The following is a 24,557-nucleotide window of genomic DNA, read 5'->3' as shown; positions in this document are numbered from 1 at the left end:
GCCTTCGCGCGGCGAAAACCATTGAGTTGAAACTCCTGTTGATATACTGTCCATAAGAACAGTGTATCAACAGGAGTGGGTATGCCTGCTGTCAATCGGGGGACGCTCAGCCAGATGCCGGGCCGCTTTGCTGTTTCTCACAGCGATCTGGATGAGGGTCCGGTCAATCGTCCCACCCGCTACCACCGGGAGGTGGCGAAAAGCATCATCATGACCAACCGCAGCCCGGACCTGCCTTTTGCACAGAGTATCAATCCGTATCGGGGCTGTGAGCATGGCTGCATTTACTGCTATGCCCGCCCCAATCATGCCTATGTAGACCTGTCGCCTGGTCAGGATTTCGAAACGGAAATCTTCTGCAAGGAGAACGCCGCGGAAGTGCTGAGGGACAGTTTGCGCAAGCCGGGTTATCGTTGCCAGCCGGTGGTGTTGGGCACCGCCACGGACCCATATCAACCGGCTGAGCGGGAGCGGCGGCTGACCAGGGAGTTGATACAGGTGCTGGCGGATTGTCAGCATCCGTTCAGTCTGATTACCAAAAGTACCCTGGTTTTACGGGATCTGGATTTGATCGCACCGATGGCGAGGGCCGGGCGTGCTTCAGTGACCGTTTCAGTGACGACATTGGATAACCGGCTCAAGGCCCAGCTTGAGCCACGGGCAAGTGGCGGCAAGGAACGGCTGCGGGCGATTCGCGAACTCAGCCGCGCCGGTGTGCCGGTATCGGTACTGGTGGCTCCCGTGATCCCCTTTATCAACGATCACGAACTGGAGGACATCGTTGGTCAGATTGCCCAGGCGGGAGCCGAGCACGCGGGCTATGTGGTGCTGAGGCTGCCCCATGAAGTCGGCCCCCTTTGGCAAGAATGGCTCGATGAGTATTACCCGGATCGGGCCGAGAAAGTCATGTCGGTGATGAGGGATCTGCATGGCGGTGCTATCTACGATAGCCGTTGGCATCATCGCCAAAGTGGGCAGGGGGCTTGGGCTCACCTGCTGAAGCAGCGCTTTGAGAATGCCTGCCGGGCTGCCGGTTTATCGTCAAGGGAGTCATTGGCACTGGATACCCAGGGCTTTGTTCCTCCTGGGCCTCATGGGCAGTTGGCGCTTTGGGCGGGTTTGCCAGAGACAGAAAACCCGGGCGGATTGTGACAAAACATCGCCGGAGCATTTCCCTTTATCGGCACGCCTGTTATTTTGGTGACCCATGGTTACTTAAGGGGCTATTCAGAGGCTCCTTGATTGACGGCGACAGATTCGGAGAGAGAAATGGACGCTACCCCCCTCAGAGCGGTTCTGGTGACTGGTGCCAGTGCCGGTATTGGTGAAGAGTTTGCCCGGCAGTTAGCGATGGCGGGGCATCATCTGGTGCTGGTGGCAAGGCGTCTGGATCGTCTGGAAGCGCTTGCCAGTGAGCTTCAGGCCAGGCACAACATTCGAGTCGCCTGTATTGCTTCAGATCTGTCCAAGTCAGATGCTGCCGAGTCCCTGGTTGCTGCTTTGCAGGCACAGCAGATACAGGTGACAGGGCTGATTAACAATGCCGGCTTTGGCGACCGGGGGACGGTGCAAGACTTGCCGCTGCAACGCCAGCTCGACATGATCCAGGTCAATGTCACTTCACTGGTGGATCTGACCTGGCGTTTGTTGCCGGCCCTGAAAGAGAGCGCCAACAGTTTTGTGATCAACGTGGCGTCCACTGCGGCCTTTCAGGCGGGGCCGAATATGGCGGTGTACTACGCCAGCAAGGCATTCGTGTTGTCTTTCTCGGAAGCCTTGCACGAAGAGCTCAAGCGAACCGGTGTGGCGGTGAGTGCACTTTGCCCTGGTGCGACGGATTCCGAGTTCGCCAGTGAGGCGAATATGAGCGACACCTTGTTATTCAAGGCTGGCACCATGACCACTGAAGCGGTGGTCCGCAAGGCGCTGGCAAGTCGCCGGCGAGCAATCGTCATCCCTGGGTTGAAGAATCTGTTGATGATCTGGCTTGGGAAACTGTCGCCACGGGTGGTGACTCGCCGCCTGGCTGGGATGCTGCAGGCGTGAAGTCCTGTCAGTTTCAGCGAGCGCGCTCACCGCAACAAAAGGCCGAGCGCCGTGCCCATATCCTGCTGGCGGCGGCGGATTTTTTCAGCCGGCAGCGGTTTGAATCCATCGCGTTGACGGATATAGCAAGACAGGCCGGTGTCACCAAGGCCGCCTTGTATCGTTACTTTCCTTCCAAGGAAGCCCTGTTTCTGGAATTGTACCTCAACGAACTTGAAGCGCTGGCTGAGGGTGAGCTGAACAAGGCGTTGCCCCTGTGGGAGGCGCTTGCGGATGTGTTGGTGTCACGTTCGTTATTCTGCCGCCTCACTGCGATCCTGCACTCGGTGCTGGAGCAGAACCTGGATGTGGGGCAGGCTCGCACATTCAAGTTAACCCTGCTCCAGCACTTTGCGGTATTGGGGCAGCGTTTGCAGGAACACTCTCCTTTTCCCCCTGATAAAATCGGCGGTTTTTTACTTCAGATACAGCAGGCCATTATTGGTTGCTGGGCGGTTAGTCATCCTGCCCCGGTGATTAATAAATTGCTAAATGCCCCACCGCTGGATGTATTTCGTGTGGAATTTGCTGATGCACTGAGAGCACAACTCAAGGCGTTGGAGGCCGCAAGTCGATGAGCCTGACTTCAGATCTTCCCGATCTCTTGATTAACGCGGCTGAGCAACCGAGGGCTTTGCTGCTGCTTGCCCATGGAGCCGGTGCCCCCATGGACAGCGATTTCATGTCGCTCATGGCGGCAGCCGTGGCGGAGCAGGGCATCTGTGTGGCGCGGTTCGAATTTCCCTACATGCAGCGGCGACGGAATGAAGCCAGAAAGTTTCCCCCGGACCGTGCCCCGAAGTTGCTGGCGCATTTTCAGCAAGTGGTCGACCAGGCTGCAAGCATGGGCCTGCCGATCTGGATCGGTGGCAAATCCATGGGCGGGCGGATGGCTTCCATGTTGGCTGCCGAGCCATCTCTGGCCCGGGGGCTTGTGAAAGGCGTTATTGCTCTGGGGTATCCTTTCCATCCACCGGGTAAACCGGACAATGTCAGAACAGAGCATCTTCAATCGCTGCGACTGCCGATGTTGATTTGCCAGGGAACACGGGATCCGTTTGGCAAGCCTGATGAGGTTTGCGGTTATGGGTTGCCGGGCAATATTCAGGTGCGTTGGCTGGAAGGCGGGGATCATGATTTCAAGCCGCTGAAGCGCAGTGGCCGCACCCAAGAGGAACTCATTGCTGAGGCGGCAAAACAAGTGAGCGGATTGATTTAGCACCGTGCTACCAAGCTCGAAGAGAGTTTCTGAATCAATGCTGACTGATTCATTTTGCTTAACCGCAGTTGTATCGTATGCCGCAAGGACGCGATGGCCAGACAGCCTTGGCCTGGAGCGCGGCTGTTTCGTCGAAAAATATCAGGTAACACAATGACTGGGGGAAGTGCATGGATGCCTGTGGTTATCACGCTCGCAAACCCGCGAGCTGGGTGTGCGAGGGGTGCAGTAAAACCTACTGCACGCAGTGCGTACCGGGCGGGGAAGAAAATTTCCGGGCGGGCCAGCCCCGTTGCGTATTGTGCAGCCAGCGATTGCAGTGGTTGGGCGATGGCTTGCCACGCACACCCTTCTGGCAACGCTCACGGGAGATTCTTGGCTATCCCCTGAAACTGCCTGCGTTAATGCTGTTACTGGTGTTCGGGGCTGCCAACGTGATGCTCGATGGCATGCTCACTGCGTTGTTTTTCCTGTTCGTTTCGACGCTGTTGTCGGTCTACGCCATGTTGGTGATTGCCGATGTCGCTCAGGATAAATGGGAGCCACCGTCGCCCATGGATGGCATATCAGAAGGTGGCTTACTGTTACGCCAGATCGGCTTGATGTTCGTTCTCTTCGTCGGCCCCTTCCTTTTTGCTTCAGCGTCCATGGTGCTGGCGCTGGGTTTACTGGCATTGGCGGCATTCATCCTGCCGGCTGCCTTGATGATTCTGGCGGTGAGTCGGTCTTTGCGTATGGCGTTGAATCCCTTGCGCTGGCTGCAGTTGATCCTGACGGTAGGGGCTTCATACCTGCTGCTGTGGCTGGCCGTGATGGGGGTGACTGCCGCACCGGCGTTGCTGGAATCCGGTGATGCCATGCCAGCACTGGTGTTTGTCGGGGCGGTGTTCTCTGGCTACACCACCTTGGTGGCGGCAGCCATGATGGGCGCTTTGTTAAGTGAAAAGGCCCGTGAGCTGGGGCTTGCCATGGATGAAGATCGTGGCCGTTCCCTGTCGATGGCGGATTATGAGGTGGCAGAGGTGCTGGGGACGGCGCATGTCTATGCCCAGGAGGGGCGTCTCGATGAAGCGTTGAAGGTACTCAATCGGGGCTTGTCTTCCGCGCCGATGCATCAGGAACTGAACTGGCGACGTCTGCGCCTGTTGAAGCTGCTGGGTAAGGAGAAGCCTTGGCTGGAACAGCTGGCTCGTTTTGTGCGGCAACAATTGGGAGCGGGTAACGCGGGCACTGCCGTGCAGATCTGGATGGAGGCCAGCCAGCAAAAACCGGGTCTGAAATTTGAGGATGATCCAGCGCTGTGCCTGTCGCTGGCACAGGCATTGTATGAGCGTGGCCGAATCCGTGAGGCACAACAATTATTGGTGAACCTTCACCAGCGAGCCCCGCAGTTCAGCGGGCTGGGCGAGGCGTATATGTTGTTGGCCAGGCTTTATCTGGAGCAGGGCAGTGCCGATACGGCACAGCGCCTGATTGGCTTCGTGAAGAAACATTTTCCGAAGGATCATGACAGTGAACAGGGCGCGGAGACCGCTGCCCTGCTGGCTCGACTGCAGACACAAGCGTGATACGTGGGCGGTTCAGGAGCCGCCCATTTGCTCACTGAGTTTGTCCATACGGGGATGCTGCCATTGCTGCTCCTGCAGGCTGGCAATGATGTTTCTGGCAACGGTTCCCCGCTTCTGTTGCCAGGCCAATTCGGCCAGCAACAATCTGAATGGCGGCGGTAGCCGGTGAATGTCTCCCCCAAGCGTTTCGTATTCCTGCCATAGCCAGGTGATCAGAGGCGTTTTTGACGGCTGGTTATTGATGGCCTTCATGGCCTCTTTCATGGCGTGATCAAGTCGTTGCTGTCGGAGCCCCATTTGCAGGTAGAAGGCCCACAACGGACGGCTGGACGGGTGTTTTTCCAGCCATTGTCGGCAGCGTTGTTGGGCATCAGCGAAGCGCAGCGCTTCTGCCAGTTGCAGGCAGGCTTCCGGCACATCGCGATCACCCTCATGGCCTTCCCGGATTTCCATGCTGCGGTTGCTGTGGCCGGTATGAGGCAGAATGAACGCGAGGACCAGGCCACTGAGCAGCCCCCCTGCGTGGGCCATGTAGGCCACATTACTGTCTGATGTTGCTGCCTGCAGCAGCTCCCAGCCTAGCCAGACGGGGAACAGCACCAGTGCCGGGGCCCGGAAGCTGCCAAAGACAAAACCCAGGGTATAAAAGAATTCCACTTTACGAAGTCGATAGGTACCTGCATACAGGCCCATGATGCCGGAGATTGCACCAGAAGCACCTACCAACGGTACGCCGCTATCGGGATCGACCAGAATGAATAGCAGATCAGCACCCAGCCCCGCGACCAGATAGGCCACCCCAAAGCGTAAGGCTCCCCAGTATCGTTCCATGGCGATGCCGAAGAGTACCAGCCAGACCATATTGCCGAGCAGGTGAAACCAGTCGCCATGCATGAACATGGAGGACAGAAACGTGGTCGCAGTGGGAGCGTTGGGCGTAAGCCCCCAGCGGAATGTGGAAAAACCGGATACCCAGCTCTCCAGTTCCGTGCGTTGCTCTAGCCATTGCGTGGAGGGAGGATGTGTTTCCCAATATTCATGGACATGCTGGGTGAATGCCTGGTTGAACCAGCCGTAGGCAAACAGGAAATCCGGACCGCGATCATCCATGGCGATGGCATCGACGTAAGTGCCGCTGTCCTGGTGCTGAAGCCATTTCAGTAGCAGAGGGGATTCCCGCTCGGCGAGGCTGACCAGCTGTTGATCGGTGAGAGGTATTTCTCGCTGGTTATCGCGATGCGTCGTCACCGCGTACAGAATGGTGTTGCTGATAATCAGCAGGATACACAGCCAGGGCAGGGTGCGGTGGCCGGTGTTTTCGCCGACAGGCAGTATCAACATGATGGGTTTCCCTTCCCCAGAGATAAAGATGCACGGACGAGGCCGTTTTAAGCAATGTGTTGCAGTGTAACGGCAGTGGCCAGAGGGCGGGAAGGGCTGGATAGAACCGGGTGTTGGACAGGAGCGCCTCGACAGGCGCTCCTGAAAAGCTCAATACACGTCTTAAGCTGGCATGACTTATTTGCTGGGCTTTTCACTCACCCAGAGATTGATCGTGCCTTCCACTACGACGGTGCCGTCATCGCGCATTGCCTTGACGGTGACAGGCAGATCGCCGGGCTTCCAGTCTTCCGGGCTTACCTCGGCGGTGGCGGTGATATTGCTGCTGGCCTTGGCTGTGTAGTTGACGTTCATGCCTTTGGGAATCCAGCGCAGATGCTTGGGAATGGAGGATTCCGCCATGGCACCCATGGCACACTCCAGCGCGTTGCAGATGGCGATGACGTGAACTGTCTGGATGTGGTTTTCAACGCCTTTACGCTTTTTGAACTTAACTTCACAGAAATTCGGGCGTAATTCGGTGATGACAGGGGTGATAGTGGCAAAGTAGGGCGCTTTGCGGCTGAACATCATGGAAAACAGTTTACGGCCCGCTGGTAGTTTGAGGGCTTTTTCGTAAATGTTGAGCAGGTAATTGTCGCTCATGGCAGTGGCTCCTGGTGGCTCTCCTGATGAGAATGGCCACATTGTCCATGGCCAAGGCTGGCGTGCAATGGGTTTAGGGCGCGAGGTGGGCGCTCAGCTGCTACCATGGTGTCAGGATTGAATTATGCAAGAGGGATCGGGTGTGAAGGTGTTGGAGTCATGGAAGCAGGCAAGCTGGAAGCTCAAGACGCTGGTGATTCTGGGTGTTCTTTATCTGCTTTACGTGTTGCTGGGGTTTCTGGTGGCCCCTGGCTTGGTCCGGGACAACGCCCAACAGGCGCTGGAAGACCTGACTGGCCGTGAGGTGAGGATTGATGAAGTGAAAATCAATCCGCTGGCTCTGAGTGCCACGATCAATGGTTTTGCCATTCATGATGAGCAGACCGAGGTGCTGGCCGGCTTTGATCATCTCTATGTGAATTTCCAGGTTTCTTCCCTGTTCCGCTGGGCCTGGTATTTCGATCAGGTGGCCCTGGATGGACTCACCGTTCGCGCCCGCCGCAACCCGGATTCCGTATTCAACTTCGATGATGTGCTCACGCATATCGAAGCTCAGGTGGCCGCGGAGCCGGAAGCAGAGGCGTCTACTGACGAAGAGGAAGGCGGCTTGCCCAATATTGCTGTGGGTGAACTGGCATTAACCAATGGCGACCTGCGTTATACCGAGGCTGCCGGGAAAAAGCCCCATGAGCTGGTATTGCCCATTGCGTTTACCGTCAACAATTTCTCTACAGTCGCCAAGGGCCAAGATCAGAATGACTATGCGATTCGGCTGGAGGGGCCTGATGGGGGCGCATTCGACTGGGCAGGGCATTTTGAATTCTCTCCTTTTTTGGCCAATGGCCGTCTCCAGGTAAAACGGGTGGATCTGGTGTCGCTGGCCCAATTGGGGCAGGAACAGGTGCGTTTCACTGTGCCGTCCGGTGAGCTGGATTTTGAGGCGGAATATGCCTTCACCCATGCACCGGATACCCGGCTGGAGATCAAGGAAGGGCTTCTGGCACTGAGGAATCTGGCTTTCCAGAAGCCTGGGGAAGCGTCTCCCAGTATCGTGCTTCCGAACCTGGAGCTGTCAGGAATCGGAGTGGATACCCTGGCCCAGACCCTGTCTATTCCTGAAATGGAAATTGCCCAGCCGGAAATTAATGCCGTGTTGGAAGAGGCGGGTGTGGATTTGGCGACGTTGTTCTTGCCACCCGACCCTGAAGAAGCTGAAGCGCGCAAAGAGCAAGTGAAGGAAAAGGCGCAGGAGGCGGCAGAGCGGATCAAGGAAGCTGAGACGCTTTGGAAAGTGACGCTGGATAAGATAGGGATCACGGACAGTACGATTCGCTTTACTGATCGCACTTTGTCACCCGCGCAGACTGTGGCGTTGACCAAAGGGGATTTTACTCTCACCAATCTGGTGGTGGGAGAAGAAGCCCCTTTCCAGTGGCAGGGTAGTGCCACGGTGGCCGATAGTGGATCGCTGAGTCATTCTGGGGAGGGGCAATTGGCTCCGCTGTCCATTTCCAGCAAGGCCAGCCTTGCGGGTTTGCCACTGGCGACGTTTTCGCCGTGGCTTGAGCATGAGATGCCGCTGAGTCTTTCTTCCGGCCTGCTGGGCCTTGAGGTGTCCACACAGGTATCTGGCGATGCACCTGATATCAACGCCAGCGGCAGTGCGACCGTGCAAAACATGAATGTTCTGGAAAATGGCCGCTCTCTTCTCAAGATCAATCAAGGCGCGCTCAAGGGATTGTCCTTGTCGACGGCAAACCAGCAGGTACAGATCAATGAAGTGTCACTGACCGGTCTGGACGCCCTTCATCAGATTGATGCTCAGGGGCGTGATGCCAGCACTCGTATTGCTGCCGGCACTCGCTCTTCCAGCACTTCGGCTAATAACGACACTGACGATAACAATGCCAAGCCCTGGCAGGTGGCGATCAAGCAGGTGCGTTTGGTCGGTAGTCAGGTACGTCATGAAGATCTGACGGTAAGCCCCAACTTCCGCATCGGTCTGTATCAGTTGTCCGGTGTGATTTCGAATCTCAATACCCGGCCGGGCAGCAAGGCAAACCTCAATCTCCAGGCCCAGATAGATCGTTATGCTCCTTTCTCTGTGAAAGGGGTGATTGCACCTGAACCTCTGTATTCCGATTTGACGCTGTCCCTGAAAAACTACGAGATGACCAGCTTGACGCCCTTTACCGGGCTCTATCTGGGTTATCAGGTAGAAAAGGGGCAGTTGGGTGTAGAGACCGGGGTGGATATCGAGAATAACCACCTGCAGAGCAAGTCTGACATTCGCGCTGACCAGTTCTATCTGGGTGAAAAAGTGGAGAGCGAGGAAGCGGTCAAGGTGCCCATTAAATTGGGTCTGTCGGTGTTGCGCTCACGCAGTGGTGAAATTCATTTGCCGGTGACCATGTCCGGTGATCTTGATGACCCCAGTTTTAGCGTGACCGGCATGATCCTGAAAGTGCTGACCAATATTGTCGTCAAGGCGGCCACCGCACCGTTCTCCGTGTTGGCGGGTCTGACGGGGGGGCAAAGTCTTGAACAGATCCCCTTTGCGCCGGGAAGTGCGGAAGTGAATGTGGATACCAGTGGTTCGCTTGAAGCCCTGGCAAAGGTGCTGGATGAAAAACAGGAACTGTCCATCGGCCTGATCGGGACCACCAATGGAGACGACCGTGTGGCACTGGCCCAGAAGGCAATAGGGACAGATATTGATGGTGATGGCTGGAACGGCATTGATCTGGCGCTGGAAGAATCCTCCCTGCGCCGCAAGCTCAAGCGTCGCTATGAATCGACCACCGACAGTAAAGTGGAATCGCTGGTGGGCAGCCCACTGCCCGAAGATAAGGACGAAGCTGATAAACTGCTGGCCCAAGCGGCCTGGGACGCCATGGTAACGTCTGAGGCGGCATCAATTACCGGGCAACAGCTGGTCGAACTGGCCAGGATGCGTTCGGAGAATGCCAAAGCTGCCCTGGTTCAACAGTTTGGTGTGGCGCAGTCTCGTGTTTATCTCAATGAATCCAAAGTGGATGGTGAGGTTTCCGGCTTGACGCTGACTTTGGGTAAATAATATGGCCGTTGTGTGGAGTGCAGACCGCGAGGGTGTGCGCTACGAAGTCCACAGGAAGGGCAAGAAAATGGAGCTGTACGCCAATGGCGTACAGCATTCCGAATTCCATCCTCAGCGCCTGCTCACAGGCAGTGTATGGGACTTGCTATGGCTGCCTGCCTTGTTGCACCCCACCGAGCGTTATCGTCGGGTGTTAGTGCTTGGTCTCGGTGGCGGTTCGTTGATTCCTCCCATTCGCGCCTTGCTGGATCCGCAGACACTGGTTGCCGTGGAGTTGGACGCGCCGCACCTGGAAGTGGCGAGAGATGTGTTCGGCGTTGCCAGTCTGGGAGTGGAAACCCATCTGGCGGATGCCTGCCAGTGGTTGGAAGAGTATCAGGGGCCACCGTTTGATCTGATTATCGAGGACCTGTTCGCACCCAGTAATGAGCAGGTTACCCGTGCGGTGCCGGCGTCACTGGAGTGGCAGCGACGGCTCGCCTCCCACGTTTCCGATCAGGGTATGTTGGTAATGAACTTCGGAGACTGGGCTGAATACCGGGATAGCGCAGTGTCCGGTGATGAGGCGATGCAGGGCTTTTCCAGCCGCTTTCGGTTGTCCTGCGGGGACTGCCACAATGCGGTGATTGCGTTCAGTCGCTCCCCCGCCCGCAGTGTGAAATTACGCCGCCACCTGGCGGACATCCCGGAACTGAGCACCCGGGATGCGCGCGGTCGGTTGGACTATCACATTCGGCAGTTGGATTAGGGTAGTGCCGAGCTACGAGCTATGAGCTATGAGAAAAAAAGCTTTTCGCTTTTGAACTTCCTCGCAGCTAGTAGCTAGTAGCTAGTAGCTCGCAGCTGTTTTTATTCCAGCATGGAAAGGGAATAGCGGCTTTCGCTTTCCATGTCGGTCATCAGTTGCGCGGTGCGTGGTTGATCATCGTGCAGACCTATAAACAATACCCGATAGGTCAGTACTGCCTGCACATAATCCCGGGTTTCCCGGAAAGGAATGGATTCCACCCAGACGTCCGCAGGCACCGCTTTGTCGTCTTCTTCCTCCAGCCAGTTATCAATCCTGTGTGGGCCGGCGTTATAAGCGGCCAATGCCAGCAGACGGTTACCATTGAATTGTTCAAGCAGCTCGGCCAGGTAGCGGGTGCCCAGGCCGATATTCACGTTCTGATCGAACAGCATGGCCTGAGTGGGACGCTCCTGATTGGCCTCTTTGGCTACTTGGCGCGCAGTGGCTGGCATCAGCTGCATCAGGCCACTGGCCCCCACGCCAGAGCGGGCCCGAGGGTTGAAGGCGCTTTCCCGCCGGGAGACGGACATCGCCAGCCACGGGTCCAGATCGTTTTCCACCCCTTCCTTTTCAAACTGCGCGCGATAGGCGGGCGGGAAGCGCCAGGCCAGTGTGTCCCATGATTTGGACTGGATAGAGGCTTCCACTGCAAGGCTATACCACTGTTTTTTCAGGGCGTAATCCGCCAGTGCACGTTGCTGTTCCCGGTCACTGTGCCAGAGTAACCAAAGCCATTCCCGGTGGGCTGCGGTGTCCTCTTCGAGTTCCTGCAGCAGGACGATCCGGTTGACGGCCTTGGGTGCTTTGAAATCAACGGTTGCCGAGTAGGGGGCGTCGGAAAAACGATAGGGCTCGCCCAGTCTGTCTGCAGCCAGAAACGCAAAGAAATTACGTCCCTTGGCGGCTTGTTGTAACAGCTCACGGGCGGTGTCCTCCTCTCCCGTGGCTTCCAGTGCGCGGGATAGCCAGTACCGCCAACGGGAATCAGCTTGCTCTTCTGCAGGCAATTTACGGATCCAGTGGGCTGTGGCTTCCCAGTTCTGTTCAATCACTGCTCGACGTGCCCGTTGGCTGAGCAGCTCTACATCGCTGTGGCTTTCCAGCCATTGGTCAAGCCATGCACGATTTTCTTCTATGCCGCGAATGGTGGAGTACCAGGCCAGCCGGCGGCCCAACGATTCCCGAGCATCATCATTGGTGATTTGTGTTGCCTGTTTTTCAAACCACTTGCGGGCGGCGATGGTGTCAGTATAAATCCAGCGAAACAAACCTGCCTCGCGCAGCATTTCTTTCTGCTCGCCACTGAGACCTCGAGGCAGATCGCTGAGTGAATCCGGTGATCGGTATAACTTTTTGAGCCAGTTCCCGGCGGTTTCGTAGTCGCTGCCTTCGAGTAAGCGGTTCAGATAACGCATCAGGCTGTAATTACCCGCTTCGAAGGCCAGGCGCTGGCGCTCCCAGATAGCTTTGTCATCAATCACGCCGGCTTGCCGTGCGGCATCGAAGAGCGGGTCGCAGGCATTGGGTCTTGAGCTGCCATGGGCCCATAACCGAGCAGCTTCCTGAAGTGCGCTCTCGTCGTTGTTGGCCAGTTTGGCCTGATAGTAATAACACTGCAGGGCAACCTCACGGGGGGCTGTCTCGCTGACCGTCAGCAGGGCATCCCAGCGCTTCGCTTTGCCGTAGGCAACGATGGCCATGTCTACCACATCGCCAGGGAGCGGGGAGTCGCTGTAGGTTTCGGCATACGCCTGGATTTTCTCCGGGGGTAACTCCGGCAGGCCTACACGAATCCGGTGGAATTCCAGGTACGCTTCGAGCGGGTGATTATCGTCAAGCGCGCTTTCCATACGGGAAAGTGTTTCCCAGTCATCGTTGCGAGCGGCATCCAGTGCCTGGCGGAAAGTGCTGGTGTCGGCCATGGCCAGTGGGGCCATCAAACTACAGGCAATCAGTACAGCGGCGCGAACCATCTGTGCCTCCATGTGAGTCGCATTCAGGATCAAGTATTTTTCTGATTCTACCGACAGGAGGAGGAAGGGTGAGTGGGGATTGTGTAAAACTTTCAGGAATGTGATGCGGGTAGGGAGGTGAGGTCCCCCTAGGGTATACTGCCGCTCAATTTGCCCTCATGCCGGTTTGTCTCAACGGAATACCATGGAAAATACTACGCAATTATTACTGCGCCACAGCGATGAAATGGCAGGCCGCCATGTCCTGGTTGTCGAAGCCAATGATGTGGCGCTGATGTCGCTGGATGTGGATGCGCAAATTCATGTGCATGCGGATGATTTCACTATCGGGGCCCAGCAATGGTCGCCGGTGCCTTCTATTCCTGATGAGGTGGATCTGTTGATCCTGCCACTGCCGAAATCCGGTGATCGTCTGCGCTTTTTGCTCAATGGGCTGGCCGGCAATATAGAACAGCCCATGGAAATCTGGCTGGTCGGTCCCGCCAAGGGGGGGGTCAAGGGCGCGCTCAAACATTTTGATATTCACGTTGATCATAGTGAGCTAGTGGACAGCGCCCGTCATTGCAAGCTTTACCGGGGGATGCTGCAGCCTGGGGAGAAGCAAACGCTGGATGCCTGGGGAGAATTGATCAAGGTTGATGAATTGACGGCGGTGAGCTACCCGGGAGTCTTCAGTCATGGTCGTCTGGATGAAGGATCTCGTCTGTTACTGGATGCTTTGCAGGCGCATACGCTGCCCAAACCAGGCAAAGTGATTGATGTGGGCTGTGGTGCCGGTGTGTTGACCATCACCCTTGCCCGGCAGGGGTGGCAGGTGCAGGCCATGGATGTGAGTGCGACGGCTGTTGCCGCTTGCAAGGACAGTCTGGAACGTAATGGTTTGCAGGGGCAGGTGTGCGGCGGGGATTTGTTTTCGCCGGTGTCCGGCCGGGTCGATATGATTGTGACGAACCCGCCGTTCCATGATCGCCGGCTGCGCACTACCGATATTACCCGTCGCTTGATCGAGGAAGCGCCGGGTTATTTGAAGGAGGGCGGTGAGATGTGGCTGGTGGCCAATCGTGAGCTGCCTTATGTCCAGTGGCTGGATGAGGCGTTTCGTCATGTTCAGGTGGCTTCGGAAACCAACCGTTTCCGGGTCTACCGGGCAGTCGTGTAAGGGCAAGGAGGCCCGCAGGTCTCCTTTCCCGGAGTCATTGCCTCTTACAACATGTTTTCCTTCGCCATCCAGGTGATGCAATTTTCAATCATGGTGGCTAGCGGAACCCGGTCGTTGAATCCCAACTGTTCAACCGCTTTGCGGCTGCTGGCATGCACTCGGTGGGTGACCAACGCCACCTTTTCTGGCGTCAGCCTGGGTTCGTTTCCGGTAAACAGGCTACCGATGGGAGACAGCTGACCGGCTAGCCGCAGCACGATGGGGGGAACGGTCCGGGTGGGTACCTTTCGACCCAGCTGGCGGGCAATGGTTTGCACCAGCTCCAGAAAACTGGCTTCAACCCCGGCTAGAATATAGCGCTCACCGCAAACCCCTTTCTCGAAGGCGGCAAGGTGTGCCCGTGCTACTTCTTCCACTGCACAGAAGCTCCCGCCTCCGGGAGGGACGCCAGGCAGTTTGCCGTCATTGATCAACTTGATCATCTGTGACCAGTTGTGGGTATCGCCCGCACCAATAATGCCGCAGGGGTTCAGGATCACTGCATCCAGCCCCTGACGGATACCATTCTCCACTTCCTGTTCGGCCAGATATTTAGTGCGGTTATAGTTGATCCAGTCATTGGCCGCATTGGATGGGGTTAGCTCGTTGATGGGTTCGTTCTGGATACCCCAGGCCGAAATGGATGAAGTATGGATAAAACGGCCTGCCACATTTTTCTGAGCCGCGCTCACCATGGCACGGGTGGCAAGCACGTTGTCCCTGTATTGCTGGTCATTACCGCGACGCCACATGCTGGTGTTGCCTGCCACGTGGAAAACCGCATCCGGTGCGGGGGGCATCACCAGTGCCAGTTCGGTGGCATTGTCCAGAGGGGCCTGTACCACCGAAACGCCTTTGGCCTGCAGCTGGCTGGCATCACTGCGTGGCCGGATCACTGCAGTGACATCCCAGCCGTTTTCCAACAGCTGATCCACAATGTGACCGCCCAGAAAGCCTCTGGCTCCACTGACAAATGCCACTGGCATGGTGTTCTCCTGACTGAATGGATCTAGGCAGTGTACCCCGAAGTGCTATCAGGTGAATAAAGAACCTGACGGAGTGGGTTGAGGGCTGGTCAAGATGCAGGGTTTTGTCTATATTGCCGTCTCCAAAGCGGGTGTAGTTCAATGGTAGAACGGCAGCTTCCCAAGCTGCATACGAGAGTTCGATTCTCTTCACCCGCTCCAGAATCTGACAAAGCCGCCGCCAGGCGGCTTTGTGCGTTTTGACGGTCTGTGCCCAATCCGGGCTCGAGCCCGTTGCATCTTGGCCGCAACCCCCGGACACTTCTTCCATGGAATTGATCATCAATTTGACCGAGCAGTACCTGGAGCTACGCGGCGAACGCACCGAGCGTTTTGCCATCTCGTCGGCGCGTAACGGGGCAGGGGAGGCCATGGGCTCTGAAGCGACGCCGCGGGGGCGTCATGTGGTGCGTGCCCGTTTCGGTTCCGGTCTGCCGGAAGGCGCAGTGCTTGCCGGGCGCAAGTTTTCCGGCGAGGTTTACGATACCGAACTGGCTGAACAACATCCCGACCGGGATTGGGTGCTCACCCGCATCCTCTGGCTGGGCGGTCTGGAGCCCGGCCGTAACCAGGGTGGCAACGTGGATAGTTTTCGGCGCTTTATCTATATTCACGGCACACCGGACGGTGAACCCATGGGTACCCCGGCGTCCCATGGTTGTATCCGCATGCGCAACGCGGATCTCATCCGTCTTTTCGACCAGGTGCCGGTGGGCACGCTGGTGACAATAACCGAATAATCGTCTCCTTCAGGGTAGTCATGTCTGACACAATCTCCCCGCTGTTAATGCTGGACCTGGAAGGTCTCACCGTTGCCGATTCGGAAAAGGATCTGCTGCGTCATCCTGGCGCCGGTGGTCTGATCCTGTTCGCTCGTAACTACGAAAGCCGTGAGCAACTACGTGAGTTGGTCAGGCAGATTCGCGCCGAGCGTCCCGAGATACTTATTGCTGTGGATCAGGAAGGGGGGCGAGTGCAGCGTTTTCGTGACGAATTCGTCCGCCTGCCGCCGATGGCCGCCCTTGGCCGCCGTTATGACCAGGACGCTGATGCCGGAATCCGTGAAGCGGCGCTGCTGGGTGAGCTAATGGCATCGGAGCTTACCGAACTGGATATCGACATCAGTTTTGCCCCGGTGCTTGATCTGGATTACGGCAATAGCACGGTGATTGGCGATCGCAGTTTCCACGGTGATGCCGATGCCATGATCGCGCTGGCTGGCAGCTTCATCGATGGCATGCACGCCGCAGGCATGGCCGCTACCGGCAAGCACTTCCCGGGTCATGGCCATGTGGTGGCTGATTCCCATTTGGAGCTCCCGGTGGATCCGCGCACTTTGGCGGAGATCGAAGCAGCGGATATGCGCCCGTTCATGGCGCTGGCGCGACGGCTGGATGGCATCATGCCGGCCCATGTGATTTACAGCGCGGTAGAGAACCAGACAGCAGGCTTCTCCCGGTACTGGTTGCAGACCCAGTTGCGCGAGAAGCTGGGTTTCCGTGGCGTGATTTTCTCGGATGACATGTCCATGGCGGGTGCCCAGTGTGCCGGTGGCTATCCCGAGCGTGCTGAAGCTGCTCTCAAGGCCGGCTGCGATATGGTGCTGGCATGTAATAACCGTGAAGGGGCAGAACAGATGCTCGCCTGGCTAGAGGGGCAGCGCTTTAGCGGTCAGGTCCCGGCTGGCGGTCTGCGGGCGCGCCCACGCTGCGCTATGGAATCGGGTCGCCGCCGCGAGGCACAGGCCCTGGCACAAACACTGATTGAGGATTACGCATGAATTGGGATTGGAGTCAGCTGCTGAGCTGGCCAACACAGGCAACTTCTTCCGACATCTGGCTGACCCAGTTGTTTCTACTGGTGGTATGCACGGTGGCTGTGAACTTCACCATGATGCGTATCATTGATATCGCAGAGCGGATGATTCTGAAGACCGACACCCTTTGGGATGATGCCTTGCTCGAAGCGGCAAGGATTCCGCTGCGGTTGGTGTTCTGGATTATCGGGCTGTCTATTTGTGTGGAACTTCTGCAGGCGGTAAGCGACGAGCAGAACGTGGTGTTCGATATGGTGCCCCAGGGTCGCCGAATTGGCTTTATTGTCATTATTGCCATGTTCCTGAACCGGTTTATTTCCTACACGGAAAAGAACCTCATTGATCCGTCGCGCATGCGCAAGCCCATGGATCATTCTACTGCGGCAGCCATTGCCAAGTTGCTGCGGGTATCGGTCATTATCACTGCCCTGCTGATTATCCTGCAGACGCTGGGATACAGTATTTCCGGTGTGCTGGCTTTTGGTGGTATCGGCGGCATGGCGGTAGCGTTTGCTGCCAAGGACCTGCTCGCCAACTTCTTCGGCGGCATGATGGTTTATCTGGACAAGCCGTTTCGGGTGGGGGACTGGGTGCGTTCCCCGGATCGTTCCATTGAGGGCACGGTAGAGAACATCGGCTGGCGCCTGACCCGTATCCGTACTTTTGACCAACGTCCGCTATACATCCCCAATGCCATGTTTACCTCCATCGTTTTGGAGAACCCATCGCGGATGTTTAATCGACGTATCAACGAAAAGATCGGTATCCGCTATGATGACTGGCAGAAAATGCCGGCGATTGTAGAGGCTGTCAAAGCGATGTTGGTTGCCCATGAAGAGTTGGAAACTGAAGCGAAGACGCTGATTGTGAATTTCGACAGCTACGGCGCCTCTCATCTTGAGTTCTTCATCTATACCTTCACGAAGACCACTGACTGGGTGCGTTACCATGAGATCAAGCAGGATGTGCTCATGAAGATCATGGCAATTGTGGACGAATATGGCGCTGAGTTTGCCTTCCCCACACGCACGCTGCATTTGGTCAGTAACAATAGTGATGCACCCGAAACCGGTCTTGAAGAAGACAACGCAGAGGAAAGCCAACATGTCCATCGCTGATGATGTGCAGAAGGAATTGATGCAGGTCCGCCGTGAGGCCATTGAACTGCATTCTTCCGATCAGGTTCAGGAAGCCATTGCCAAGCTGGCGTTTGCTGTCACGGAGGCCTACAGCGGCAAGGTGCCGGTGTTTGTCACCATCATGAACGGCGGAATGATCTTTGCGGCAGAGTTGGTCAAGCGACTGGATTTCCCTCTGGAGATGGATTACCTGCACGCCAGTCGTTACCTGGGAGATACCACCGGTGGTGATGTGGAATGGGTGGTGACTCCCAATGCCAGCCTGGCGGGCCGCCATGTGCTGATCGTGGATGATATCCTGGATGTGGGCACTACCTTGTTGTCCATCATCCGGGCCTGTGAAGCCCAGGGCGCGGCATCGGTGAAAACCTGTGTGTTGGTGGACAAACAGCATGACCGCAAGGCTGAACCTGGCCTGAAAGCCGACTTTACGGCACTGGAAGCGGCGGACTACTACCTGTTCGGCATGGGCATGGATTACAAGGGCTTCTGGCGTAATGCGCCGGGAATCTATGCTGTGAAAGGGAGTGACCAATAGCATGTTGGCCTTTATTGGTGGCACCGGTCTGACACGCATGGCGAATCTGGAAATCACCGCGCGCCATGACATTACTACCCGGTTTGGCAAGCCTTCTGCCCCGGTGCTGGAAGGGGAATTGGAAGGCCAGAAAGTGTTGTTTCTGGCCCGCCATGGTGATCCGCATATATTACTGCCCCATCAGGTCAACTACCGGGCCAACCTTGTGGCACTGAAAGAAGCCGGTGCCAGCGCTATTGTGGCAGCCAATGCGGTAGGGGGAATTACCGATCAGGCTCCAACCGGGGCGCTGGTGCTGCCCGATCAGATTATTGACTACACCTATGGCCGCGAGATGACATTGTTTGATGATCTCGCCGAACCGCTGGTGCATGTGGACTTCAGCTGGCCTTTCGATGCGGCATTGCGTAATGCCCTAAAAGTGGAATTGTCTGCTTCCTCCTTGTCATGGACCGATGGCGGTTGCTACGCCGCCACACAGGGGCCGCGCCTGGAGACCGCTGCCGAGATTGCCCGCCTGGAGCGTGATGGTTGCGACATCGTCGGCATGACCGGGATGCCGGAAGCGGTATTGGCTCGGGAACTGGAGCTGCCTTATGCCATGTTATCTCTGGTGGTGAATCCTGCGGCGGGGAAATCCACCCATGAAATCACCATGGCAGAAATTGAAGCGGTGATTCACGATGGTATGGCCAGCGTGTGTCAGCTGCTAGCCGATTTCGCACGTCAATATTCCCCAGCCTGATACTGAACCCGCTGCTTGCCGCAGCGGGTGGCAGAAGGAGTAAGCCCCGTTGACCCTGCTGATTATCTTCGCCTCGATTTCCATCGGCTTTTCCTTCATCTGTTCGGTGCTGGAAGCTGCGTTGTTGTCTATCACTCCCAGTTATATTGCTGGACTGAGAGAGTCTCGGCCGGTTTTGTACGAGCGCTTGCGTGCCTACAAGGATGATATCGACAAGCCCCTGTCAGGGATCCTGACGCTGAATACGGTGGCCCATACCGTAGGGGCCACAGGCGTTGGCGCTCAGGTGGCGGTGGTGTTTGGTGACGCCTGGCTGGGGGCGGCCTCTTTTGTCATGACCATGGCGATCCTGATTCTTTCCGAGATCATTCCCAAGACCATTGGTGCCAAGTACTGGCGCTCCCTGGCTCCCATGCTTCCGCCGGTACTGAAGGTCATCATGGTGTCGCTGGCCCCTTTCGTCTGGTTGTCCAAGCTGATTACCAGCCGGATTGGTGGGGGAGAGCATGATGTGGATGTCCGTGCAGAAATTCGTGCACTGGCCGATATGGGCAAGGACCAACAGGCCCTGGCGGTGGATGAGTACAAGGTCATCAAGAATGTTCTGCATCTTCATGATGTGCAGGTGGGCACCATCATGACACCTCGTACGGTGTGCAGAACGGTTTCGCCGGAGATGACCGTGGCCCAATTTCTGGAGCAGGAACGGGGGCAGCCGTTCTCCCGCTTTCCGGTCATGACAGCCACGGGCGAATGTCGGGGTTATATTCACAAATCGGACTTGCTGGGGGTGTCGACTGAGCAGACCATGAAGGCTCTGGCGCTGGAAGTGTCGATGATTGGTACCCGGATGAGCATCGAGTCCTTGTTTCATGCCATGCTCAACCAACGCCAGCACATGGCGGTGGTCTATGACGAGCACGGCACCTGGGTCGGGCTGGTGACCCTGGAAGATATTCTGGAAACCATTCTGGGGCGCGAAATCATGGACGAAACGGACAGCGTGGCAGATTTACGACTCTATGCGCGTCAGCGCTGGAGCAGAAAGCTGAAAAAACAGGACATTCCCGACAAGGGCAAGGATAAGCGTTAGCACTTATCCCGCATCACAAGGAGGCAAACCATGGCACAGATTTACAAGGACAATAGCGAAACCATCGGCAATACGCCGCTGGTAAAGATCAATCGAATCAGCAACGGCAACATTCTTGCCAAGCTGGAAGCGCGTAACCCGGCCGGTAGCGTGAAATGCCGGATTGGTGCTTCCATGATCTGGGATGCGGAGCAGAGCGGAAAGCTCAAGCCGGGCATGACTCTGGTCGAGCCCACCAGTGGTAATACCGGGATTGCGCTGGCGTATGTGGCGGCAGCCCGTGGTTACAATCTGGTGCTCACGATGCCGGATACCATGAGCCTGGAGCGTCGCAAGATTCTCAAGGCATTGGGGGCACAGCTGGTGCTGACTCCGGGCGCCAAAGGCATGCCGGGCGCCATTGCCCGGGCAGAAGAACTGGTCGCCGAGAGTCCGGATACCCATCTGATGCTCCAGCAGTTCGAAAACCCGGCCAATCCCGCCATTCATGAGAAGACCACCGGCCCGGAAATCTGGGATGCCACCGATGGCGAGATTGATGTGCTGGTTGCCGGCGTGGGCACCGGCGGCACCATCACGGGTGTGTCCCGTTACATCAAGAACACCAAGGGCAAGGCTATCACCACCGTGGCGGTAGAACCGGACTCATCCACCATGATTGCTGCCGGGCTGAGCGGTGATGAGCCCACCCATGGTCCGCACAAGATCCAGGGGATTGGTGCCGGTTTTGTGCCGAAGAATCTGGACCTGTCTGTAGTAGACCGCGCCGAGCAAGTGAGCAATGAAGATGCCATGGCCTGGGCGCACAAGCTGATGCAGGAAGAAGGGATCCTGGCGGGCATTTCCTGTGGGGCTGCCATGTGTGTGGCAGACCGTATCAGCAAGCTGCCTGAGTTTGAGGGCAAGACCATTGTGGTGGTGCTGCCGGATTCCGGCGAACGCTACCTGACCTCACCGTTGTTTGCTGACATGTTCAGCGAGCAGGAGTTGAGCCAGTAAAAGAGGCGCAACACGCGGGGAGGGCCTTGTCGGTTGGTGAGGCCCTCTCTGCGTTGTAGAAGAGTCAACTTGTTGGCCGAATTAGGTATCAGAAGCGGGAGACGAGTTTCGAGTTTCGAAAACCCGCTCTCAGACTTCCACAAGCTTTGCTTTTCGTAACTCGCTTCTCGTCACTCGTCACTTCGGGATTCGGCCAACAAGCGGCCTTTCTTGCTGAGTAGGCTTCTGGCTTTTGTCATCCGCTTCTTCGCCTTTTTGAAGCTTGCCACTTGCTGGTGTCTTTTTTGGTATCCTTGCACCCCAATCAGGAGGGGCCATGGTTGCCACCACAGAGACTGACATTGTTGTGATCGGCGCCGGGGCGGCGGGGCTGATGTGCGCGGCGACGGCGGCGTATCAGGGACATCGTGTTTTGCTGCTGGACCACGCCAACAAGGCTGGCAAGAAAATCCTCATGTCCGGCGGTGGCCGTTGCAACTTCACTAACCTGAATACCACCCCGGAGCACTTTGTCTCCGCGAATCCGCACTTCTGTAAATCCGCGCTGAAGCGCTATACCCCCTGGCACTTTGTCGAGCTGGTGGAGCGGCATGGCATCGAGCATGTAGAGAAGGCTCCGGGACAGCTGTTCTGTGCGGATTCCTCAAAGGAAATTCTGGGTGTCTTGCTCACCGAGTGCGAGTGGGCTGGTGCTGAGATTGCCCTTAATACCGCCATCAAGCGGGTGGCGAAGTCTGCCGATGGTTTCACCCTGACAACCAGTACCGGAGTGGTGTCTTGCCAGAAATTGGTGGTGGCCTGTGGTGGGCTGTCCATTCCCACCATGGGAGCTACCGGTTTTGGCTACCAGCTGGCGGAGCAGTTCGGTCTGTCCGTGCTGCCGACCCGGGCAGGGTTGGTGCCCTTTACCTTGCAACCGGATGACAAGGCCTGGCTGTCCGAGTTGTCAGGAATCAGCACCGAGGTGGTCGCACGTACTGCCAGTGCGGAGTTTGCCGAACCCATGTTGATTACGCATCGAGGCTTGTCTGGCCCAGCCATGCTGCAAGTGTCCAGTTTCTGGATGCCGGGACAGGCTGTCACCGTGGACTGGCTGCCCCAGCTGGAGGATCCCGTAGCGGAACTGGTGAGCGAGCGCCAGCAGCACCCCAACCGTAGCCTGGAGCGCTGGTTGCGGCAGTACTTTTCCCAGCGGTTGGCCTCTGCCATCACGGAACAATTTGGCTGGCAGGGCAATCTGCAGCAATTCAGCAATGAGCGTCTTGGTGCAGTGGCTGCAACATTGAAAGGGTGGGACTTCAAACCCTCTGGCACAGAAGGTTATCGCACCGCAGAGGTCACATTGGGCGGGGTCGATACCGATGCCATTTCCTCGAAAAACTTTGAGGTGAAATCGGTGCCGGGGCTGCATTTTATCGGTGAAGTGCTGGATGTCACCGGACAGCTGGGCGGTTTCAACTTCCAGTGGGCATGGGCCAGCGGCTGGTGCACTGGCATGATGTTGTAATATGGAACATGAACGCTTGTCCGCTGACATGACGTTCGGCCATGTGACGTGCAGGAGCCATCGTGCCACCCAATAACAAGAATGACCTGATCGGCCAGATTTATGAGACGGCCCTGTCTCCGGGGGACTGGGTGGATCTTCTCGATGCCATTGCCAGTTGGACGGAAGGGGATTCGCTGGATACCCGGGAAGGCGCGGCATCATCTTCACTGGGCTCGCTCAGTAATGCTGCAGATACGCCCGCGAATACTGAAGTGGAGCAGCTGGTTTCCCATCTGGATCGCGCGGTGCGCAGCAGCGCCTACATGCATGCGCTTGAGGACCGTACTCAGGTGCTCAATGCCATGTACAACCAGATGCCCTGGCCCATGCTGATGCTGGATGAGCAAATGCGGGTGGTGGAGTGTAATGCGGTAGCTCACCAGGTGCTCAATGATGGGCCAGTACAGCTGAGGGCAGATGGTTCACTGTCATTCTCTGATCGTTCCCTGATGCAGTCGCTGGCGTCCACGCTGGCGCTGGCAGAGGGCAGGGATACTCGCTTGCTCAATTCCCGAGAGGGCAATGTGGCCTTGCTTTGCCTCCCCGTGAGGAAATCGGATGCGCCGGGCACCATCGCCAAAGTGCGCACCATTGTCTGGGTTCTGTCCGGCCATAATGTGGTCACCCCGTCTCCGGAAGTCCTTGGTTCACTGTTTGAAATTACCCCGGCAGAATCTCGTCTGCTGCATTTGTTATGCAAGTTGGGCAACCTGAATCAGAGCGCTGAGTTGCTCAATATCAGTATCCACACGGCACGCACCCAGCTGAAATCCACCATGTCCAAGCTCAATGCCAGTAGCCAGGTGCAGCTGGTCAGTCAGGTGATGGGTCATGCACTGGTGCAGGCTGCCAAGCTGCCGCAAGTCCAGCAGGACAAGGAATTCACTGTGACCTTGCCTGATGGCCGGGTATTGAGCTGGTATGAGTATGGCGACCCTGCCGGGCGGCCGGTTCTGACCATGGAGAATCTGGGGGCCGCAGTGCCAGACCATGACTGGTTCGTGGATTGGTACCGTGAGCAGGGTTTGAGGATGATCGTGATCGTGCGCCCTGGCTACGGCATTTCCACCTACAAGCCGGACTTCGAGTTTCGGGATTTCGCCAAGGATATCCAGTTCCTGTGTACACACCTGGGCTTGAGCAGGCCGCCGATGGCCGCCTACTGCGCCGGTGGCCCCTATGCGCTTTGTGCTGCAGCCCAACACCCGGATCTTTTCGATCGCCTGGGCTTGCTGGCCTCCACGGTGCCTATCGAGCATTTTGAACTGGATAAACTGGATGCCCTGCACAGCATGTTCCTGCGCCTGTTCCGCCGTGATCCCAGGCTGTTTGTCATGGTCGGCAGATTGGGAATAAGAGGCGTGCAGAAAGCACCGGAGAGCTTTTTCGCCCGGCTGGCAAAAGGATTATGCGAGGAGGACAGGGCAATACTGAGCAACCCGGACATCCTGCAGCGTACTATCAAGTGCATGCGCAGGAGCCATTTCCAGGGGGCCCGGATACTGATTGAAGAATACCTGCGGATGCAGAAACCCTGGCAGGTCGATCTGGGCAAGATCCGCATCCCCGTCATGCAGTGGCATGGCGAAGATGACCGTATTATTTCCATAGGCAGCGCCCGCGGGCTGGCGTCGGAATTGCCGGGCAACCGTTTTCGCAGCTTTCCGGGCAAGGGGCGTTTCATGGTGTATTCCGTCTGGAAAGCCTTTCTGAGCGAGCTATTGGAATTGCCGGCAGGTGCTGCAGAGAGCTGAAACA

The 24,557-nt window shown here is 56.9% G+C and carries 21 protein-coding genes and 1 tRNA gene; 18 read left to right on the top strand and 4 right to left on the bottom strand.

The window, feature by feature from the left end; genetic code table 11:
• Nucleotides 1–81: 81 nt before the first annotated feature.
• The 5 genes from Y5S_RS00710 (at nucleotide 82) to Y5S_RS00690 (ending at nucleotide 4,872) form a co-directional block, all read left to right on the top strand.
• Nucleotides 82–1,152: a PA0069 family radical SAM protein gene (locus tag Y5S_RS00710; protein ID WP_052041272.1), complete on the top strand. Its 1,071-nt coding sequence runs from the start codon at nucleotides 82–84 to the stop codon at nucleotides 1,150–1,152.
• A gap of 117 nt (nucleotides 1,153–1,269) precedes the next feature.
• Complete coding sequence (locus Y5S_RS00705) at nucleotides 1,270–2,046, top strand: SDR family NAD(P)-dependent oxidoreductase (RefSeq protein ID WP_035229396.1); 777 nt, start codon at nucleotides 1,270–1,272, stop codon at nucleotides 2,044–2,046.
• On the top strand, nucleotides 2,043–2,663 hold the full coding sequence (locus tag Y5S_RS00700; RefSeq protein WP_035229394.1) for a TetR family transcriptional regulator: 621 nt from the start codon (nucleotides 2,043–2,045) through the stop codon (nucleotides 2,661–2,663). The genes Y5S_RS00705 and Y5S_RS00700 overlap by 4 nt, the downstream gene beginning before the upstream one ends.
• A complete protein-coding gene (locus tag Y5S_RS00695; protein WP_035229391.1) occupies nucleotides 2,660–3,304 on the top strand; it encodes an alpha/beta family hydrolase in 645 nt (214 codons plus the stop codon). The genes Y5S_RS00700 and Y5S_RS00695 overlap by 4 nt, the downstream gene beginning before the upstream one ends.
• 335 nt (nucleotides 3,305–3,639) lie before the next feature.
• A complete protein-coding gene (locus tag Y5S_RS00690) occupies nucleotides 3,640–4,872 on the top strand; it encodes a tetratricopeptide repeat protein (protein ID WP_156107514.1) in 1,233 nt (410 codons plus the stop codon).
• A 12-nt stretch (nucleotides 4,873–4,884) separates the two neighbouring features.
• Here Y5S_RS00690 and Y5S_RS19015 read toward each other — a convergent pair whose 3' ends face one another.
• Nucleotides 4,885–6,213 (bottom strand): rhomboid family intramembrane serine protease, encoded by a 1,329-nt coding sequence (locus Y5S_RS19015; RefSeq protein ID WP_052041270.1) that lies wholly within the window; start codon nucleotides 6,211–6,213, stop codon nucleotides 4,885–4,887.
• A gap of 177 nt (nucleotides 6,214–6,390) precedes the next feature.
• Complete coding sequence (locus Y5S_RS00680; RefSeq protein WP_035229389.1) at nucleotides 6,391–6,858, bottom strand: hotdog fold domain-containing protein; 468 nt, start codon at nucleotides 6,856–6,858, stop codon at nucleotides 6,391–6,393.
• Between the two features lie 124 nt (nucleotides 6,859–6,982).
• On the opposite strand from Y5S_RS00680, the gene Y5S_RS00675 reads away from it, so the two are divergent.
• The gene (locus Y5S_RS00675; RefSeq protein ID WP_231552595.1) at nucleotides 6,983–9,934 is read left to right on the top strand and encodes a DUF748 domain-containing protein; all 2,952 of its coding nucleotides are present in this window, start codon (nucleotides 6,983–6,985) and stop codon (nucleotides 9,932–9,934) included.
• A 1-nt stretch (nucleotide 9,935) separates the two neighbouring features.
• The gene (locus Y5S_RS00670; RefSeq protein ID WP_035229388.1) at nucleotides 9,936–10,682 is read left to right on the top strand and encodes a spermine/spermidine synthase domain-containing protein; all 747 of its coding nucleotides are present in this window, start codon (nucleotides 9,936–9,938) and stop codon (nucleotides 10,680–10,682) included.
• Between the two features lie 101 nt (nucleotides 10,683–10,783).
• On the opposite strand, the gene Y5S_RS00665 is transcribed toward Y5S_RS00670, so the two are convergent.
• Nucleotides 10,784–12,697 carry a transglycosylase SLT domain-containing protein gene (locus Y5S_RS00665; RefSeq protein ID WP_035229387.1) on the bottom strand — a complete coding sequence of 638 codons (1,914 nt, stop codon included), beginning with the start codon at nucleotides 12,695–12,697 and terminating at the stop codon, nucleotides 10,784–10,786.
• Nucleotides 12,698–12,881: 184 nt separating this feature from the next.
• Between Y5S_RS00665 and Y5S_RS00660 the strand changes: the two genes are divergently transcribed.
• Nucleotides 12,882–13,856 carry a methyltransferase gene (locus tag Y5S_RS00660; RefSeq protein ID WP_035229386.1) on the top strand — a complete coding sequence of 325 codons (975 nt, stop codon included), beginning with the start codon at nucleotides 12,882–12,884 and terminating at the stop codon, nucleotides 13,854–13,856.
• A gap of 44 nt (nucleotides 13,857–13,900) precedes the next feature.
• Here Y5S_RS00660 and Y5S_RS00655 read toward each other — a convergent pair whose 3' ends face one another.
• Complete coding sequence (locus tag Y5S_RS00655; RefSeq protein ID WP_035229384.1) at nucleotides 13,901–14,881, bottom strand: NAD-dependent epimerase/dehydratase family protein; 981 nt, start codon at nucleotides 14,879–14,881, stop codon at nucleotides 13,901–13,903.
• 127 nt (nucleotides 14,882–15,008) lie between these two features.
• On the opposite strand from Y5S_RS00655, the gene Y5S_RS00650 reads away from it, so the two are divergent.
• The 10 genes from Y5S_RS00650 (at nucleotide 15,009) to Y5S_RS00605 (ending at nucleotide 24,553) form a co-directional block, all read left to right on the top strand.
• Nucleotides 15,009–15,082, top strand: a tRNA-Gly gene (locus Y5S_RS00650).
• Nucleotides 15,083–15,189: 107 nt separating this feature from the next.
• Complete coding sequence (locus tag Y5S_RS00645) at nucleotides 15,190–15,660, top strand: L,D-transpeptidase (protein ID WP_035229381.1); 471 nt, start codon at nucleotides 15,190–15,192, stop codon at nucleotides 15,658–15,660.
• A 20-nt stretch (nucleotides 15,661–15,680) separates the two neighbouring features.
• A complete protein-coding gene (gene nagZ / locus Y5S_RS00640) occupies nucleotides 15,681–16,700 on the top strand; it encodes a beta-N-acetylhexosaminidase (protein WP_081939598.1) in 1,020 nt (339 codons plus the stop codon).
• Nucleotides 16,697–17,854 carry a mechanosensitive ion channel family protein gene (locus Y5S_RS00635; protein WP_035229377.1) on the top strand — a complete coding sequence of 386 codons (1,158 nt, stop codon included), beginning with the start codon at nucleotides 16,697–16,699 and terminating at the stop codon, nucleotides 17,852–17,854. The genes nagZ and Y5S_RS00635 overlap by 4 nt, the downstream gene beginning before the upstream one ends.
• Nucleotides 17,841–18,413 carry a hypoxanthine-guanine phosphoribosyltransferase gene (locus Y5S_RS00630; RefSeq protein ID WP_035229375.1) on the top strand — a complete coding sequence of 191 codons (573 nt, stop codon included), beginning with the start codon at nucleotides 17,841–17,843 and terminating at the stop codon, nucleotides 18,411–18,413. The genes Y5S_RS00635 and Y5S_RS00630 overlap by 14 nt, the downstream gene beginning before the upstream one ends.
• 1 nt (nucleotide 18,414) lies before the next feature.
• Nucleotides 18,415–19,158 (top strand): S-methyl-5'-thioinosine phosphorylase, encoded by a 744-nt coding sequence (locus tag Y5S_RS00625; protein ID WP_035229372.1) that lies wholly within the window; start codon nucleotides 18,415–18,417, stop codon nucleotides 19,156–19,158.
• A gap of 49 nt (nucleotides 19,159–19,207) precedes the next feature.
• The gene (locus Y5S_RS00620) at nucleotides 19,208–20,251 is read left to right on the top strand and encodes a CNNM domain-containing protein (protein ID WP_035229370.1); all 1,044 of its coding nucleotides are present in this window, start codon (nucleotides 19,208–19,210) and stop codon (nucleotides 20,249–20,251) included.
• Between the two features lie 30 nt (nucleotides 20,252–20,281).
• A complete protein-coding gene (cysK, locus tag Y5S_RS00615; protein WP_035229368.1) occupies nucleotides 20,282–21,250 on the top strand; it encodes a cysteine synthase A in 969 nt (322 codons plus the stop codon).
• 316 nt (nucleotides 21,251–21,566) lie between these two features.
• A complete protein-coding gene (locus tag Y5S_RS00610) occupies nucleotides 21,567–22,757 on the top strand; it encodes a BaiN/RdsA family NAD(P)/FAD-dependent oxidoreductase (RefSeq protein ID WP_035229365.1) in 1,191 nt (396 codons plus the stop codon).
• A gap of 62 nt (nucleotides 22,758–22,819) precedes the next feature.
• On the top strand, nucleotides 22,820–24,553 hold the full coding sequence (locus Y5S_RS00605; protein ID WP_231552594.1) for an alpha/beta fold hydrolase: 1,734 nt from the start codon (nucleotides 22,820–22,822) through the stop codon (nucleotides 24,551–24,553).
• The last annotated feature ends 4 nt before the right edge of the window (nucleotides 24,554–24,557 follow it).

It is taken from the genome of Alcanivorax nanhaiticus (assembly GCF_000756665.1).
In the GTDB taxonomy this organism is placed as follows: Bacteria; Pseudomonadota; Gammaproteobacteria; order Pseudomonadales; family Alcanivoracaceae; genus Alcanivorax; species Alcanivorax nanhaiticus.
Note: the sequence above shows the minus strand (reverse complement) of the source record. Positions and strands in the feature narration are given on the sequence as shown.

Coding starts and splice junctions, on each gene's coding strand:
- Y5S_RS00635 (WP_035229377.1), top strand. CDS start 16,697: ATGAATTGGGATTGGAGTCAGCTGCTGAGCTGGCCAACACAGGCAACT.
- Y5S_RS00665 (WP_035229387.1), bottom strand. CDS start 12,697: ATGGTTCGCGCCGCTGTACTGATTGCCTGTAGTTTGATGGCCCCACTG.
- Y5S_RS00630 (WP_035229375.1), top strand. CDS start 17,841: ATGTCCATCGCTGATGATGTGCAGAAGGAATTGATGCAGGTCCGCCGT.
- Y5S_RS00675 (WP_231552595.1), top strand. CDS start 6,983: ATGCAAGAGGGATCGGGTGTGAAGGTGTTGGAGTCATGGAAGCAGGCA.
- Y5S_RS00625 (WP_035229372.1), top strand. CDS start 18,415: ATGTTGGCCTTTATTGGTGGCACCGGTCTGACACGCATGGCGAATCTG.
- Y5S_RS00680 (WP_035229389.1), bottom strand. CDS start 6,858: ATGAGCGACAATTACCTGCTCAACATTTACGAAAAAGCCCTCAAACTA.
- Y5S_RS00610 (WP_035229365.1), top strand. CDS start 21,567: ATGGTTGCCACCACAGAGACTGACATTGTTGTGATCGGCGCCGGGGCG.
- Y5S_RS19015 (WP_052041270.1), bottom strand. CDS start 6,213: ATGTTGATACTGCCTGTCGGCGAAAACACCGGCCACCGCACCCTGCCC.
- cysK (WP_035229368.1), top strand. CDS start 20,282: ATGGCACAGATTTACAAGGACAATAGCGAAACCATCGGCAATACGCCG.
- Y5S_RS00645 (WP_035229381.1), top strand. CDS start 15,190: ATGGAATTGATCATCAATTTGACCGAGCAGTACCTGGAGCTACGCGGC.
- Y5S_RS00655 (WP_035229384.1), bottom strand. CDS start 14,881: ATGCCAGTGGCATTTGTCAGTGGAGCCAGAGGCTTTCTGGGCGGTCAC.
- nagZ (WP_081939598.1), top strand. CDS start 15,681: ATGTCTGACACAATCTCCCCGCTGTTAATGCTGGACCTGGAAGGTCTC.
- Y5S_RS00660 (WP_035229386.1), top strand. CDS start 12,882: ATGGAAAATACTACGCAATTATTACTGCGCCACAGCGATGAAATGGCA.
- Y5S_RS00670 (WP_035229388.1), top strand. CDS start 9,936: ATGGCCGTTGTGTGGAGTGCAGACCGCGAGGGTGTGCGCTACGAAGTC.
- Y5S_RS00705 (WP_035229396.1), top strand. CDS start 1,270: ATGGACGCTACCCCCCTCAGAGCGGTTCTGGTGACTGGTGCCAGTGCC.
- Y5S_RS00695 (WP_035229391.1), top strand. CDS start 2,660: ATGAGCCTGACTTCAGATCTTCCCGATCTCTTGATTAACGCGGCTGAG.
- Y5S_RS00710 (WP_052041272.1), top strand. CDS start 82: ATGCCTGCTGTCAATCGGGGGACGCTCAGCCAGATGCCGGGCCGCTTT.